A 13,669-nucleotide genomic window follows, 5' to 3' on the forward strand; every position below is an offset into this window, starting at 1 on the left:
TGAGAGCATTGAAAATACCTGTCTCTAAAGATTACTCCGCTTGAGCGAACGAAGTGAGCGAAACGGCACCGTCCTCCCGAGACAGGACTAGGGTGACGGAACTAGGGCGACGGGACTAGGATGACGGGACTTAGGCGATTACTTGCTCCAGAACTCAGGCGTAAAGAGTAAAATTACAGTATAAACTTCAAGCCTACCGATCCACATATTTGCAATCAGGACCAGTTTACCCAGGGCGGGAATGGGGTCAAAACTGCCCATTGGACCTATGACATTCAGACCTGGCCCTATATTACCAAGCGTAGCTATGGACGCAGTAAATGAAGTTATAATGTCCATGCCCAGAACCGAGAGAATCAGGGTGCTTGAGAGAAAGATAAGCAGATATATAACAACAAATGAAACAATCGAATTGACAATCTCATCGGGCACATTTTTATTGTTAAATTTAACGGCTTTTATGGCTTTCGGATGAATGGCCTTGAATAACTCCGCTCGACTGTACCTTAGAAGAATAAGGATACGCACAACCTTCATGCCTCCACCTGTAGAACCAGCACAGCCTCCAATAAACATTACCGTTATAAGTACCATTTTTGCAGAATCGGGCCAGAGATTAAAATCTACTGTAGCAAACCCTGTAGTTGTTATGATCGAAACTATCTGAAAAATGGCAAATCTGAAGGAGTTAAAAATTCCTGTGCCCATATCCCGCCAGAGCAGAATAGCAAGAAGCGCGGTTGCTGAAAGAACTAGGACTGTATAGAAACGGAATTCATCGTCTTTAAGAAGAAACTTTTTGTCTATGTAAATTGCCCGATAGTGAAGTGCAAAGTTTGCACCGGCAATGAACATGAAAAAGGTTATTATGAATTCAATAAGAGGGCTGTGAAAAGCTTCAACGCTCAGAGCATAATTGGAAAAACCTCCGCATGACATTGTAGTAAAAGTATGGTTAATGGCATCATAAAGGGAGACTCCTGCAAGCAGGAGGGCAATAACCTGAAGAAGGGAAATTGCAAAGTAGACTACCCAGAGAATTCTTGCAGTCTCCTTTATTCTTGGCTTTAATTTGTCCTCAGTAGGCCCAGGCGCTTCGGCCCGAAAAAGCTGGCGGCCTGCGACTCCGAGTTTGGGAAGGATAGCGATGAAAAGCACAATAATACCCATGCCTCCGAGCCACTGGATCATTCCTCTCCAGAAAAGGATGCCTTTTGGATGGCTTTCTATATCAGTAAGAATTGTTGAACCTGTAGTAGTAAATCCGGACATGGATTCAAAGACAGCGTTTAAGGGAGAAATCCCATCCAGCATGAAAGGAATTGCACCGAAAACAGCAGCTGCAAGCCAGCTCAGAGCAACGATTGCAAAACCCTCTTTGCGCATCCATTCTTCTTCAGTCTTATAGGAAAGCAAGAGAAAACCTGTAAGAGTGGTTATTAGAATCGAGACCAGAAAAGGAGTCAAACTCTCTCCGTAATAATATGCAACTCCGAGAGGGACTAACATGATCAGTCCCAGGAGCCGGAGCACACCACCAAGTGCATATAAGACAACTCTAAAATTCATGTGAGACCTCGATTTTAAAACTGATGAACGTTTTTTAAGTTTTTAAATATATTCTTTACTTAAAATATTTCTCCACTGCCGAAACCGCGGAAGAAAGCGCAAAAACTATTACCCTATCTCCTTCCCGAATTACGGAATCTCCTCTAGGTATGATGATGTCATCATTATGAACAATAGTGGTAACGATTGCGTCTTTAGGGAATTTGACCTTTTCGAGGGATTTTCCTATGATTTTTGAGTACCTTGAAGTAGTGTACTCGATAATTTCTGCCTTTTCGCCTTCCAGCATGGTAAGCTTTTCGATACCTGTTCCCATTGTAAGCTTAAGTACTTCATTTACGGTTGCTTCCCTGGGACTGACCGCCATATCAATTCCAATCATTTCAAAAAGAGGTATATAATCAGGGCGGTCAGCTCTTGCGATCACTTTCCTTGCCCCCATTTGTTTTGCCAGAAGCGAGCACAGAAGATTTTTTTCGTCATTGTTCGTAACTGCGAGCACTACATCCATGTCTTCGATATTCTCTTCCCTCAGAAGGTTGACATCAGTGCCGTCCCCATTTAAAATAAGAGCATTTTCCAGCATCTCTGCCACTTCCATGCAGCGGCTTTTATTGTACTCGATAATTTTAAGGTCGGCATTCTCGTCTTTGTCTATCAATTCAGCAAGATAAAATCCCACAATACCGCAACCTATGAGGAGAATCCTATTTCTGTGAGGCTCCACATTCCCGAAAATACGACCAAGTTCTTCCAGAGCTCTGGGCTTGCCTACGACTACCATATGGTCGTTTGCGTTAATGATATCGTCCCCATGGGGAATAATGATTTCTTGCTTCCGAAAGATTGCACTTACAATGCAGCACTCATCAAGCTTGAGGTCCTGAATCTGCTTTCCTACAAACTTGCTGTCAGGACGGATGGCAAATTCCATCATCTGAACTTTTCCTCCAGCAAAGACCTCCGCATCTATAGCTGAAGGACTCGAAAGGACCTCGGCAACCTCTGAGGCGAGCGCAAGTTCAGGACAAATCATTATATCGACTCCAACCTGAGACCTCGAAGTTACAGGCACATCGATATAATCAGGATTGCTAACCCTTGCAATTGTCTTTGTTTCTTTCCATCCGGAATGGGATCTTATGATCAGTTTTGCAGTCATGCAGGCAACGATGTTGACTTCATCTATTCCTGTGACAGCTACCAAAATGTCCGCGTCGTGGATGATACTGGCGAGAATATCAGCATTTGCACCATTTCCCTCAAGAACCTGGACATCGAGTTCATCGACCCTTCGTGCAACGTCTTCATCTTTTTCGACAACAATTACGTCGTGTGTGGCGGAAAGAAACTTTGCAATATGATATCCAACCTCGCCTGCTCCTATCACTATTGCTTTCATAAGGTTTCCTCGAAAAAAACTTGATTCCAGATAAATTAACCTGCTTATTTAAGTATTCTTTGGGAAAGGAAACTTAAACGGGCGCATTCTAAGGAGCATTCTTTCTATAGAGGAATAGCTTAAGGTTCAGAGTGTTTAAGATATATTTTATTTTACTATGATAACACCCTTCATGGAAGGCTCAATAGAGCAGTAGTAATTATAGGTCCCTATCTTCGTGAATTTATGATCGTATGAATCCTGACTTGCTATATTACCGGATGAGAAACCAGTTCCTACGACCGTGTGATTAGTTGGATCGAGATTTGTCCATCTTACAGTATCACTAGAATACATTGTGATTGAATTTGGATAAAATTGAGAATTCTCAATTTTAACGTAATATGTCTCGCCTTTACTTGTGCATCCTATTGCCAGAAATATGCTAAATAAAACCATCAAAAGAATAAGCCCAGTTCTCATTCTTTTCCCCATCAAGATGGATGTAGTTCCAATCGAATAACTTTTAGAGTAATTCTCATCCCTCAAGTTTAAGGGTAAATAGTTTTCAATCCCCAACACAATAAATAATATTGTGTTTAATATTTAAAAAGTAGTTTTAAATTGGCAATGTGCCAATTGAATTAAAATTCAAGAAAATAACATACAACATAAGTTTGCAGATGAAGCTGGCTTCCAACTGGCTTCCAATAGTTTTTTTATTACAGGATTTACGCAGTTGAATTGAGAAATTAATCGTAGTTGAATTGAAAAATCAATAATATTAAGCCTTCAACTGCCTGACGGAAAGCTTAAACATTATTGTACTTGATTTTGAGCGTCAACTGAGTATCAACTGCATAATTCCGATAGTTCAACTGAGTATCAACTGCGTAATTCCAACAGTAGTCAATCTTTTCTTACGATTGGGAAACAAAACCATACTTTTTCAGTATATCCTGTCCTTCTTTCCCGGTTACGAAATCAATGAACTTCTGAGATTCTTCTTTATGCTCGGAATAAGAAATCACAGCTATCGGATACTTAACAGAAATACTAACAGGCACATTTGTAACGATTTTGATAGTTCCTGGTTCTGCAGTTTTTGTGTCGCTTGTGTATACGAACCCTGCGTCAACTTCTCCTCTTTCCACGTATGTGAGTACCTGTTTGACGTCTTCGGCAAATACCATCTTATTTTCTAGCTGACTCCACAAACCCGCTTCAGTCAATGCTGTACGTGTATAATTTCCAACAGGGACTGTATCAGGATTTCCAACGCCAATTCCCTTAACTTTAGGGTCAGCCAGATCTTTCACGCCAGTAATATTAAGAGCACTATTTTTAGGGACAATAAGCACAAGAGAATTTTGAGCAAAGTCTTTTCTTGAATTGTTTACGATAAGTGATTCATTGGCAAGCATATTCATTTGAGCCTCATCAGCTGAAGCAAAAACGTCAACAGGTGCTCCTCCTTCAATCTGCCTGCGCAGGTTCCCCGAACTTGCAAAATTAAGGTTTACACTTGTTCCGGGGTTTTCCTTCTCAAACTGGGATTTAATATTTGTAAAAGCTTCTGTAAGGCTAGCAGCCGCAGAAACAGTTATAACTTCAGGCCCTGCTGTACCTGGAGTTACTGAAGTTGCTGGAGTCGCCGTTGCATTTGGAGCTTCACCTTTCTGACCAGCGCATCCTATTGCAAAAGATACACTTAACAATACTAACAGAATTATCAGTTCTTTTCTCATAATTTCACCCCCACATGAACAAGCTTGATCTCCACATGATACAAGCTTGCGTGTAAATAGAGAACTTATGTGGATATAGAACTTATGTGGTTGAATTGAAAAATCAATAGCATTAAACCCCTACTGTTTAAAACACTGAACATGTGTATAAAACATTAAACAGGTAACAACGCTGAATGTGCTTGATTTTTTACATCAAGTGCGGATCAAGATTCTGGACGACACCCTGATAAGTTAAAACAATTGAAAAAACGAAAGCTATTGGAAAAAGTAAGAGAGCAACATTGCGGTGTATTATCAGTGTAAAACACTACTGTTAAAAGAATGATGTTCAGACGTTTGTTTAAGGTTTTGCATTCCCCTATAGCAAGATATCATAGATATCATCTAAATTTTTAAGTAGTTTTGATAATTGTGGGTGTTCTCTTTTCTTACCAGTATTGCTTTAATTCCTGCATTTATTGCCCCTTCGACATCTGCAATGTAACTATCGCCGATCATTGTTACTTCACTAGTATCTTCGAGTTTGTCAAGCACTTTCCTGTACATCTGGATATTTGGCTTTTCATACCCTAAATGTGCTGACGAATATACTTGAATGAAGTAATTACTTATTCCTAAATCTCTAACCAGACTGGATAATTCAGGTACATGGTTTGAGACTATTATATTTTTATAATCTTTACTTATCGCTTTTTTTAAACAGGGAACTGTATCATTATAAAGATGCCATTTTGTAGTATCTAAGTATTTTATTTATCTGAAACTTTAAATTACCACGTATCTATCTCAGAATTAGGGTTTTATAACAGGTAATACCCATTTTACCAAAATTGTGAGAATAACAAATATAATAATAAGCCAGATTACCCAACCGGGTAAGTTTTCGGGTGTATCAACCATAATAATAGATATTTCAGAATCATATAAAAAGACGTATAGATAGATGACTCCAACTTACCTTTTTCGAATCAATTTTGAGTTACCTTGAAAGGATAAGGAGAAATTTTCACTTCTTATTAAGCGATCCATTTTCTGGCTACTTTCTTCAGTTTATAATTAACTTGAAAAATCCCTTAAATTAGAAAAATCTCCCCCAGAGGTAAAGGATCGCTTAATCTAAAGAAGCCCTGCAAAATGCCTCTTATAAATCTACAAAATCACGTTTTTTAAATTCTCTTTTCTTAACAATGTACTCGGGGAAGATTCCAGCAGTCCGCCGGCCGGAGAAATATATTTTAACTGAATTAAGGGCTGTGTTCCAAAATCCAGTGACCTTTGCATTTCTTGATTCAAAATCTGAATTAATAAGAAGAACCCGGCATTCATCAAAATCAATATTCAACATCTTAAGCCTTCAACCTCTAAGTATATCACAGGGACTGTGACCAATTACAAAATCTAGTGATTTTGAATTTTACATTTCTCACTGGATTTTGGCACTGAGTCATTAATGAGAATAAATTATTCAATTCACCTAACGCATGTATATGCTCTTCTGGATCATCGCTTGGACATTGATTGTGAATTTTCTTCTGGTCGACCAACTGCCAAACACCGTAAAATTATATCAAGTTGGTGTTTAAAAATTTTCCTTTTTGGTTTTCGAGAATAGAGAGCATAGATCATTTTGCTTTAATCCAGACGTGAGTCCAGGTCTATCCTTTGGATTGCCTAGTGAGTTTTTCTCTAAATCCTGGTCTTGAAAACAAAAAAATCCAAAAATGAGTTAAAACAGTTTTTAACGGACGTTTGCTTTTAATGAACGACCTTTTTTTTAGTTCGGTCCCAGCTCCAGGGCTCATCAAGGATATTGACATTAACCTTTTCTACCCCTTCCGCACTCAGGACCTTTCGCCGGATTTGTTCCTTAAAGTACTCGATCATGGGGCAGGCGCTTGTTGTCAATACAAGGTTTACGTTCACATTTGGCCCGTCGACTATTACTTCCTTTACCAGGCCCAGTTTGACGATATCCATCCCTACCCCTGGGTCGACCACGTCTTTTAGCAGGGAATAAATTTGCTCATCCTTAAGCGCTGTTCCTTGTGGAGTTTTTCCATGTCCGGAAACTAACTCTTCATGTGCCTGCAACTTGTCTTCTAACTTGCTCAGCCTGTCAAGTATCTGGCTTATCACAATAAGTCCGGGATCAGGCAGCTTATCATGGTCAAGTTGACCTGCAGAAACCGAAGGATGTGTCTCTGCAATTCTTGCAGGGACTCCCACAACAGTAGCTCCGGCTGGAACTGACCGGATCACAACCGAGCCGGCACCTATTTTAGCGCCTCTTCCAACAGTAATCGGTCCAAGTACAGATGCTCCCGAACCAATAACCACGTCATTTTCAATAGTAGGATGACGCTTTACCTTTTCCAGAGCTGTCCCGCCCAACACAACTCCCATATATATCAGAACGTCATCCCCTACCTCAGCAGTTTCTCCAATCACAACTCCAGACCCGTGGTCTATGAAAACTCTTCTTCCAAGCTTTGCCCCTGGATGGATTTCAATACCTGTTAACATCCTGGAAATGTGAGAGAGCAGACGGGCCAGAAAATAAAAGTGTCTTTCCCAGAGCGAATGAGATATCCGGTGTATCCAGATAGCATGCAGGCCCGGATAGCAGCAGATTACCTCAAGCGTAGACCTTGCTGCAGGGTCTTTTTCAAAAACGGTCCTGATATCTTCCCTGATTCCCATTCGAAATCTTCCGGTATTAATTGTCAAATCAATCGGTCAGCCAGCCTCAGACGAATCAGTCAAACTGTTGCTGATAGATCGGTCAAACATTTGCTGACAAATCGGTCAAACATTTGCTGATAAATCAGCCAAATGCTACTGATAAATCGGTTAGCTGGGAACTCATTGAAAAGTTGTTGATAGATCGGTTAAACAATTGCTGATAAATCGGTCAAACATTTGCTGATAAATCGGTCAAACATTTGCTGACAAATCAGTCAAAGAGGTCAGTGCTCAGATAACGCTCTCCCGTATCCGGCAAGATCACAATAATCGTCTTTCCGCTCATTTCTTCCCTGGCTGCGACCTGAAGTGCAGCATAGGTAGCAGCGCCTGAGGATATGCCTGCAAGGATGCCTTCTTCCTTTGCCAGGCGCCGGGATGTAGCAGCGGCGTTGTCTCCGGTTACTTTGATCACTTCATCTACAAGGTTAAATTGGAGTACATCAGGAATAAAACCTGCACCGATACCCTGGATTTTATGTGGTCCAGGGATTCCGCCGCTGAGTACGGGAGATTCGGCAGGTTCGACTGCAATCGCCTTAAACTCAGGTTTCCGTTTTTTGATAACGCTGGCAATGCCTGTGATAGTTCCGCCTGTTCCCACGCCTGCTACAATGACATCTGCTTTGCCATCCGTGTCTCTCCAGATTTCTTCAGCCGTTGTACGTCTGTGAATTTCTGGATTTGCAGGATTCTGGAATTGCTGGGCTATGAAGTAAAGTGAAGGATCATCAGCAGCCATCTGCTCGGCTTTATTAACTGCTCCTTTCATTCCTTCCGTTCCCGGAGTCAGGACAAGTTCTGCTCCCAGGGCTTTCAGCAGTTTTCTTCGTTCTACTGTCATTGTTTCAGGCATAACCAGTATGAGCTTATAGCCACGGGCAGCGCAGACGCAGGCGAGTCCGATGCCGGTGTTACCGCTGGTGGCTTCAATAACAGTGGTACCTTTTTTGATTTTCCCTTCAAGTTCGGCTTTTTCAATCATCGCCAGCCCTATTCTGTCCTTCACACTTCCCATAGGATTAAAGGACTCTACTTTAGCTAACACATCCGCATGTAGACCTTCTGTTATGCGGTTTAACCTGACAAGAGGCGTATTACCAATTGTCCAGGTTATGTCGGAATATATTCGCCCCATACTTTTACCGTCTCCTGCAACTTACTTTTTTCAGGTTCCATGTATTTTAATTCGATCAGATTATATTAATTAAAATATATTAATTAAATTCTATTAACTCGATTATATTATAAGCTGCCAGTCACGTACGTTTTTACGCTCAAACTTTTTTCAGGTTTTTTTCAGGTTTTTTTCAGGCTTCATTGCAATTTATCGGATGACTTTTTAATCAGCCTGAGATCATTTTTGAGTGGTCGGCACTGCTGCAAGCCAGCACTGCTGCAATATACAACAAGATACGGCAACATACAGATAATTCACAGAAAATTCACAATTGTGAATTAATTTCATGTTAATTAATCTCATGTTAAATATAGTTATCGAGAAGTTCCTGCACTGAAAATCCGTACTTAAGAACAAAAAGAATTCGACAGCATAATGTAAAAAACAGTAAAGAACTGGGAAAACAGTAAGGAACTGGGAAAACAGTAAGGAACTAGAAAAATATTAAGAAAATTAGAAAAACAGTAAAAAGACTGAAAAAAGTAAAAGGACTAAAAACAATAATAGAGCTCTGAAAGCAGTAAATAAGTTGATAAAATCCGACTTTATGCTTCAGATTCTTTTTTATCGTCCTCTTTGTCTTCTGTTTTAGAATTAGCTTGCTCTTCCTTGCCACATTCACTATTGCATTTATTTTCAATTCCTCTGGCACTTACACAGATCTCACAGATTCTTATAGGAGTTACGCAGTTGGCTCCTAGCATATTGTTTTTTCCAAACTTTCAAATATTTGAATTAATTTAACGTGTATTGGGGATTCCTTAAGTATTCTGTCACTGCCACTCTTCTAATTTTCATAGCACTTTCAAACCAGGATATTCCACTTTTGATTCTTTGTAATTCCAGTCTAAGAAAAGCTCTTAATGAGAACATTATATGTGCTCTTTGTGATTCTTCCTTTCTTGCCTGACATTTTTCGACACCACAGAACTGTTTTATTCCCCTATGATATTCCTCAATTTTCCATGACTTCTTTGCCAAATCTTCACGTTTTGCTTCATCCATCTCTTGCACATCTGTAACCCAGTGTTGCGTGTCTCCATTTTTTGAAACTATCCTAAACACCTTTACAAATCCATATGCTTTGAGGTGAACCACACGTCCTTTTGGAGGAATATCTACTGTTTCAAGTGGCACATTTCCCTTGTTGTCAGGATTTACCAAACGATTATTTTTCAATCTTGTAAGGAAATGCCACTCTTTCTGTCTAATGGCTTTAAGGTTTTTCACACTTGCATACCATGTATCAAATAAAACGAATTTGGGATTAAAACCACGTTCTTCGGCCTTGTCAAGCATATCACGGAAATGGTCATTCTTTGTTTTGTCGTCTACATCGATGTTATAAATTCGAAAATCGATAGGTATAACGGTTGTACCGTCAGTCCAAACTAAGGTAACCAGGCCTATTCCCTTTACAGTACGATGATGTTTTCCACTCCACATACGACGAACAAAAGCAATTTCTTCTGCGTATGGTTTATCTAATGTTGAATCATCAACAATTAGGTATCCTCCCTTAAGCTTGACATAACTTTTTACTTCCTCCCATAGTGCTTCCGTGTCTGGAGGTTGCCTTTGAAGGCAACGAGTAAAAGCATCATGAGAAGGAGCATTAGCTATGTCTGGATAACATCTAGCAGCTTCAGTACAGCTAAAAACGTTAGAAGCCGCAATGAGAAAATTAATGTAGTCAATGTCGGTACACTTAGGTGGATTTATGTCCATAACTCCGTACGTTTTTAGAGAAACACTAAGCCATAAGTATATTTATAAAGATATCAAGTTTTCGGCATTTTAACTGCGTAAGTCCTATCTTACTACAAAGTCGCTGACTTTGTTATCGATAAGGTCCTGAGCAAGCTTTTCGATCAATTCTTTCGTCTCACCCTGAAACTCAATTTTGTAGCCTCGTTTTCCCGATATATACTGGGAAACTGCCGACGGGGCAATCCCCAGCAACTTTGCCGACGCTGCCTGTGACTGTCCTTTTTTTACAAGTTCGATTGCAAGACTGGCCCTTATTGCGGGGACCAGATCCCACACAATCTTCTGACACGGAGTTTCCATAATTACCATCACTTTTTGAGATTTTACACTTGAGGAAGAATATATCCTATGTACATATATATTATTTTCAGTACCAAAAATAATAATAAGATTCCCTGCCGGTCTCAGAAGGAATAAAACTTACAAGAAAACGGCTCGATTTTTAACAATTTACAAAATTTACAAAAAGATTCCGGGATTTTCCCTGCATATCTCTAAGTTTTTCCGCGAGATTTTACGATAAAACTTATATAGTCACAATTGTTATGAGTATTCACAATTGTGAAGGTGCAAGTGTGACCATTAAAGACAAAACCATTTACATGGACAACTCTGCTACAACGCCTGTAAGAAAAGAAGTTGTCGAAGAGATGCTTCCTTACATGACCGAAAATTTCGGAAACCCTTCTTCTATCTACGAGATCGGAAAAATCTCAAAACATGCAATAGACAAAGCAAGAGCAAAGGTTGCCAATGCTCTCGGGGCTAAAGAAAACGAGATCTATTTTACATCCGGAGGCACGGAATCCGATAACTGGGCACTTAAGGGGACTGCCTTTGCAAACCGGAATAAAGGAAAACACATAATCACCTCTTCTATCGAACACCACGCAGTCCTGCACACTTGTGCCTGGCTGGAAAGACAGGGTTTTGAGGTAACATACCTGCCTGTTGACAAATACGGAATGGTATCTCCTGAGGAAGTAAAGAAGGCGATTCGAGATGACACTATCCTTATTTCTATAATGCTTGCAAACAACGAAATAGGTACAATCCAGCCTGTAGAGGAAATCGGAAAAATCGCTAAAGAGAACCGGATTTACTTCCATACGGACGCTGTGCAGGCGATAGGCCATGTTCCTATCAATGTCAAAAAAATGAATATCGACCTTCTCTCCCTTTCTGGGCACAAGTTCGAAGGTCCAAAGGGCTGTGGAGCCCTCTACATCCGAAAAGGGACAAAAATAGATACCTTTCTGCATGGTGGGGCTCAGGAAAGAAAACAAAGGGCCGGAACCGAGAACGTTCCTTCCATTGTGGGCCTTGGAAAAGCTATAGAGCTAGCAACAGCCGAAATTGAAGAATCAAATAAAACCCTGCTCGAGCTGAGAGGGCACCTTATTAAAGGTCTTCTGAAAATCCCGAAAACCCACCTCAATGGGCATCCTACACAGAGGCTTGCAAATAACGTGAATGTTACATTTGAATACATAGAAGGCGAATCGCTTCTGCTGCTATTGAATGCGAATGGAATTTTTGCATCTACCGGAAGCGCATGTAACTCTTCTTCTCTCGAACCCTCACACGTGCTTACAGCCTGTGGAGTCCCACACGAAATCGTTCACGGTTCACTCAGACTCAGCCTTGGAAGGATGAATTCCAAAAAAGACGTGGATAGAGTACTTGAGGTTCTACCTGAGATCGTGCAGAAGCTACGAAACATGTCTCCACTTACCACGAAAGAGTACAGGACTATTTAAAGGCAGTATTTAACAGGCAACGGTGAACGATATTGAAGGAATTCGAGGTTGTTTTGAAAGGTTTTGAATATTTTGAATAATTTTTGAGTAGTTTTTGAACAATTCTAAAATTGAGAGAACATAATCGAAAAGCAATACTGGAGGACAGCTCATGGATTACAGCCTTAAAGTAATGGACCACTTTTCAAATCCAAGAAATATGGGAAGCATTGAGAACAGTGATGGTATAGGAGAGGTTGGGAACGCGAAGTGCGGAGATATAATGAAAATCTACCTCAAGGTAGAAGATAATCGGATTGCGGACGTGAAGTTCCAGACCTTCGGATGCGGAGCTGCAATCGCATCAAGTAGTATGGCAACTGAAATGATTAAAGGAAAAACTCTTGAAGAAGCCTGGAAACTTTCAAACAAAGCCGTTGCAGAAGCCCTTGACGGACTTCCTCCAATAAAAATGCATTGTTCAATGCTTGCAGAAGAGGCGATCCATGAGGCAATTAACGATTATCTAAAGAAAAAAGGGCTTGAGCCGTGGACAGAATAAGACGGCGGCTATAAAAGCTGAGTCCGATATCTGCTGCATATCGGCAAACGCTATAAATGTAGTAAATTCAGTTGAAGACAAGGAGATTATATTTATTCTGGACAAAACTCTGGGAGCCTTTGTATCTCTTCATACTGATAAAAAGATACATCTCTGGCCCGGATTTTGCCATGTTCATGATGACATCAGTGAGGAAAATATACAGAAATTAAAAAAGCTGCATCTTGATGCTGAATTTCTTGAACATCCCGAGTGCAGAATCGAAGTCCTTAACTTTGCAGACCGGATTCTAAGCACTTCGGGAATTGTAAAGGAGGTGGGAAATTCAGGCTTCACGGAATTTATAATAAGAACCGAAAGGGAAATTGTTCGAAGCCTGAAAAGGAAATACCCGGATAAGAAGTTCTATCCTGCTTCAAAGAAGGTTTTTTGCTACAATATGAAGAAAATAACTCTCGAGGCTATTCTGAACAGCTTGCAGAGTTTGGAATATGAGATTCATGTCCAGGAAAATATAAGGGTTAAAGCCAGAAAAGCCCTGAACAGGATGCTTGAGATTAGCGGATCTTGATGTATGGAGAGGAGAGTATACAGGAGAACGGTAACGTCTTAAGGCTCTTTTTCCTTAACTTTTCACGAAAATGGTTTTTATAAAAGATTTTCTGAAACTCTAAAATATGTGTTTGCAGATTATTATCAATAATTATTTATACTTTCTTTTATTATCATAGATAATTATCTGTATTAACATCGCTATTTAGTAGGTAGTTATTTATAATAGGTTCACGATTGTGAAGATAATCACAATTGTGAATGTATGCAAGAAGATTGTGAACACATGCAAAAAGAGAATAATCGTCAGGATGGCAGAGTGGTGATGCTTCCGGCTGCAACCCGGAATTATGTGAGTTCGATTCTCACTCCTGACTTTTCCAAAGATTACGATAAGTCATATAACGACGAATCAGGATGAAT

16 protein-coding genes are annotated in these 13,669 nt (G+C 40.1%); 4 read left to right on the forward strand and 12 right to left on the reverse strand.

Annotated elements, in window-relative coordinates; all coding sequences use genetic code 11:
• Positions 1–138: 138 nt before the first annotated feature.
• The 12 genes from MSBRM_RS06670 to MSBRM_RS06715 all read right to left on the reverse strand — a co-directional run bounded on the left by MSBRM_RS06670 (position 139) and on the right by MSBRM_RS06715 (position 10,693).
• Positions 139–1,569, reverse strand: a complete 1,431-nt coding sequence (locus MSBRM_RS06670) for a TrkH family potassium uptake protein (RefSeq protein ID WP_048118640.1) — start codon at positions 1,567–1,569, stop codon at positions 139–141.
• A gap of 55 nt (positions 1,570–1,624) precedes the next feature.
• The gene (trkA, locus tag MSBRM_RS06675; protein ID WP_048118637.1) at positions 1,625–2,971 is read right to left on the reverse strand and encodes a Trk system potassium transporter TrkA; all 1,347 of its coding nucleotides are present in this window, start codon (positions 2,969–2,971) and stop codon (positions 1,625–1,627) included.
• Positions 2,972–3,118: 147 nt separating this feature from the next.
• Positions 3,119–3,445: a cupredoxin domain-containing protein gene (locus MSBRM_RS06680; protein WP_080941491.1), complete on the reverse strand. Its 327-nt coding sequence runs from the start codon at positions 3,443–3,445 to the stop codon at positions 3,119–3,121.
• Positions 3,446–3,870: 425 nt separating this feature from the next.
• Positions 3,871–4,698 carry a molybdate ABC transporter substrate-binding protein gene (modA, locus tag MSBRM_RS06685; protein ID WP_048118632.1) on the reverse strand — a complete coding sequence of 276 codons (828 nt, stop codon included), beginning with the start codon at positions 4,696–4,698 and terminating at the stop codon, positions 3,871–3,873.
• A 190-nt stretch (positions 4,699–4,888) separates the two neighbouring features.
• The gene (locus tag MSBRM_RS22045; RefSeq protein WP_394298326.1) at positions 4,889–4,999 is read right to left on the reverse strand and encodes a potassium-transporting ATPase subunit KdpA; all 111 of its coding nucleotides are present in this window, start codon (positions 4,997–4,999) and stop codon (positions 4,889–4,891) included.
• Positions 5,000–5,085: 86 nt separating this feature from the next.
• Positions 5,086–5,454 (reverse strand): HAD family hydrolase, encoded by a 369-nt coding sequence (locus tag MSBRM_RS19270; RefSeq protein ID WP_080943683.1) that lies wholly within the window; start codon positions 5,452–5,454, stop codon positions 5,086–5,088.
• A gap of 388 nt (positions 5,455–5,842) precedes the next feature.
• A complete protein-coding gene (locus MSBRM_RS06695) occupies positions 5,843–6,046 on the reverse strand; it encodes a hypothetical protein (protein WP_048155128.1) in 204 nt (67 codons plus the stop codon).
• 410 nt (positions 6,047–6,456) lie between these two features.
• Positions 6,457–7,401 carry a serine O-acetyltransferase gene (gene cysE / locus MSBRM_RS06700; protein ID WP_048118624.1) on the reverse strand — a complete coding sequence of 315 codons (945 nt, stop codon included), beginning with the start codon at positions 7,399–7,401 and terminating at the stop codon, positions 6,457–6,459.
• A gap of 253 nt (positions 7,402–7,654) precedes the next feature.
• Positions 7,655–8,581, reverse strand: coding sequence for a cysteine synthase A (gene cysK, locus MSBRM_RS06705; RefSeq protein WP_048118623.1), 927 nt, complete (start codon positions 8,579–8,581; stop codon positions 7,655–7,657).
• A gap of 587 nt (positions 8,582–9,168) precedes the next feature.
• The gene (locus MSBRM_RS20160; RefSeq protein ID WP_176722176.1) at positions 9,169–9,327 is read right to left on the reverse strand and encodes a hypothetical protein; all 159 of its coding nucleotides are present in this window, start codon (positions 9,325–9,327) and stop codon (positions 9,169–9,171) included.
• A 31-nt stretch (positions 9,328–9,358) separates the two neighbouring features.
• Positions 9,359–10,351, reverse strand: coding sequence for an IS701 family transposase (locus MSBRM_RS06710; protein WP_048155834.1), 993 nt, complete (start codon positions 10,349–10,351; stop codon positions 9,359–9,361).
• 84 nt (positions 10,352–10,435) lie between these two features.
• Positions 10,436–10,693 carry a transcriptional regulator gene (locus MSBRM_RS06715; protein ID WP_048156895.1) on the reverse strand — a complete coding sequence of 86 codons (258 nt, stop codon included), beginning with the start codon at positions 10,691–10,693 and terminating at the stop codon, positions 10,436–10,438.
• A 245-nt stretch (positions 10,694–10,938) separates the two neighbouring features.
• Between MSBRM_RS06715 and nifS the strand changes: the two genes are divergently transcribed.
• From nifS to MSBRM_RS20165, 4 genes are all read left to right on the forward strand, one after another.
• Entirely contained in the window at positions 10,939–12,153 is a 1,215-nt protein-coding gene (gene nifS / locus MSBRM_RS06720; protein WP_048118618.1) for a cysteine desulfurase NifS, read from the forward strand.
• 151 nt (positions 12,154–12,304) lie between these two features.
• Positions 12,305–12,694: a Fe-S cluster assembly scaffold protein NifU gene (gene nifU / locus MSBRM_RS06725; protein ID WP_048118615.1), complete on the forward strand. Its 390-nt coding sequence runs from the start codon at positions 12,305–12,307 to the stop codon at positions 12,692–12,694.
• Entirely contained in the window at positions 12,675–13,265 is a 591-nt protein-coding gene (locus MSBRM_RS06730; RefSeq protein WP_080941488.1) for a quinolinate synthase NadA, read from the forward strand. The genes nifU and MSBRM_RS06730 overlap by 20 nt, the downstream gene beginning before the upstream one ends.
• Before the next feature lie 246 nt (positions 13,266–13,511).
• The gene (locus MSBRM_RS20165; RefSeq protein WP_155396470.1) at positions 13,512–13,667 is read left to right on the forward strand and encodes a hypothetical protein; all 156 of its coding nucleotides are present in this window, start codon (positions 13,512–13,514) and stop codon (positions 13,665–13,667) included.
• The last annotated feature ends 2 nt before the right edge of the window (positions 13,668–13,669 follow it).

Source organism: Methanosarcina barkeri MS, assembly GCF_000970025.1.
Taxonomy (GTDB): Archaea; Halobacteriota; Methanosarcinia; order Methanosarcinales; family Methanosarcinaceae; genus Methanosarcina; species Methanosarcina barkeri.

Bases quoted from the DNA above. Each gene is read 5' to 3' on its own strand.
- MSBRM_RS20165 (WP_155396470.1), top strand. From the start codon at position 13,512: ATGCAAGAAGATTGTGAACACATGCAAAAAGAGAATAATCGTCAGGAT.
- MSBRM_RS06710 (WP_048155834.1), bottom strand. From the start codon at position 10,351: ATGGACATAAATCCACCTAAGTGTACCGACATTGACTACATTAATTTT.
- nifU (WP_048118615.1), top strand. From the start codon at position 12,305: ATGGATTACAGCCTTAAAGTAATGGACCACTTTTCAAATCCAAGAAAT.
- MSBRM_RS06680 (WP_080941491.1), bottom strand. From the start codon at position 3,445: ATGGGGAAAAGAATGAGAACTGGGCTTATTCTTTTGATGGTTTTATTT.
- cysK (WP_048118623.1), bottom strand. From the start codon at position 8,581: ATGGGGCGAATATATTCCGACATAACCTGGACAATTGGTAATACGCCT.
- nifS (WP_048118618.1), top strand. From the start codon at position 10,939: ATGAGTATTCACAATTGTGAAGGTGCAAGTGTGACCATTAAAGACAAA.
- MSBRM_RS06715 (WP_048156895.1), bottom strand. From the start codon at position 10,693: ATGGAAACTCCGTGTCAGAAGATTGTGTGGGATCTGGTCCCCGCAATA.
- MSBRM_RS06670 (WP_048118640.1), bottom strand. From the start codon at position 1,569: ATGAATTTTAGAGTTGTCTTATATGCACTTGGTGGTGTGCTCCGGCTC.
- modA (WP_048118632.1), bottom strand. From the start codon at position 4,698: ATGAGAAAAGAACTGATAATTCTGTTAGTATTGTTAAGTGTATCTTTT.
- trkA (WP_048118637.1), bottom strand. From the start codon at position 2,971: ATGAAAGCAATAGTGATAGGAGCAGGCGAGGTTGGATATCATATTGCA.
- MSBRM_RS20160 (WP_176722176.1), bottom strand. From the start codon at position 9,327: ATGCTAGGAGCCAACTGCGTAACTCCTATAAGAATCTGTGAGATCTGT.
- cysE (WP_048118624.1), bottom strand. From the start codon at position 7,401: ATGGGAATCAGGGAAGATATCAGGACCGTTTTTGAAAAAGACCCTGCA.
- MSBRM_RS06695 (WP_048155128.1), bottom strand. From the start codon at position 6,046: ATGTTGAATATTGATTTTGATGAATGCCGGGTTCTTCTTATTAATTCA.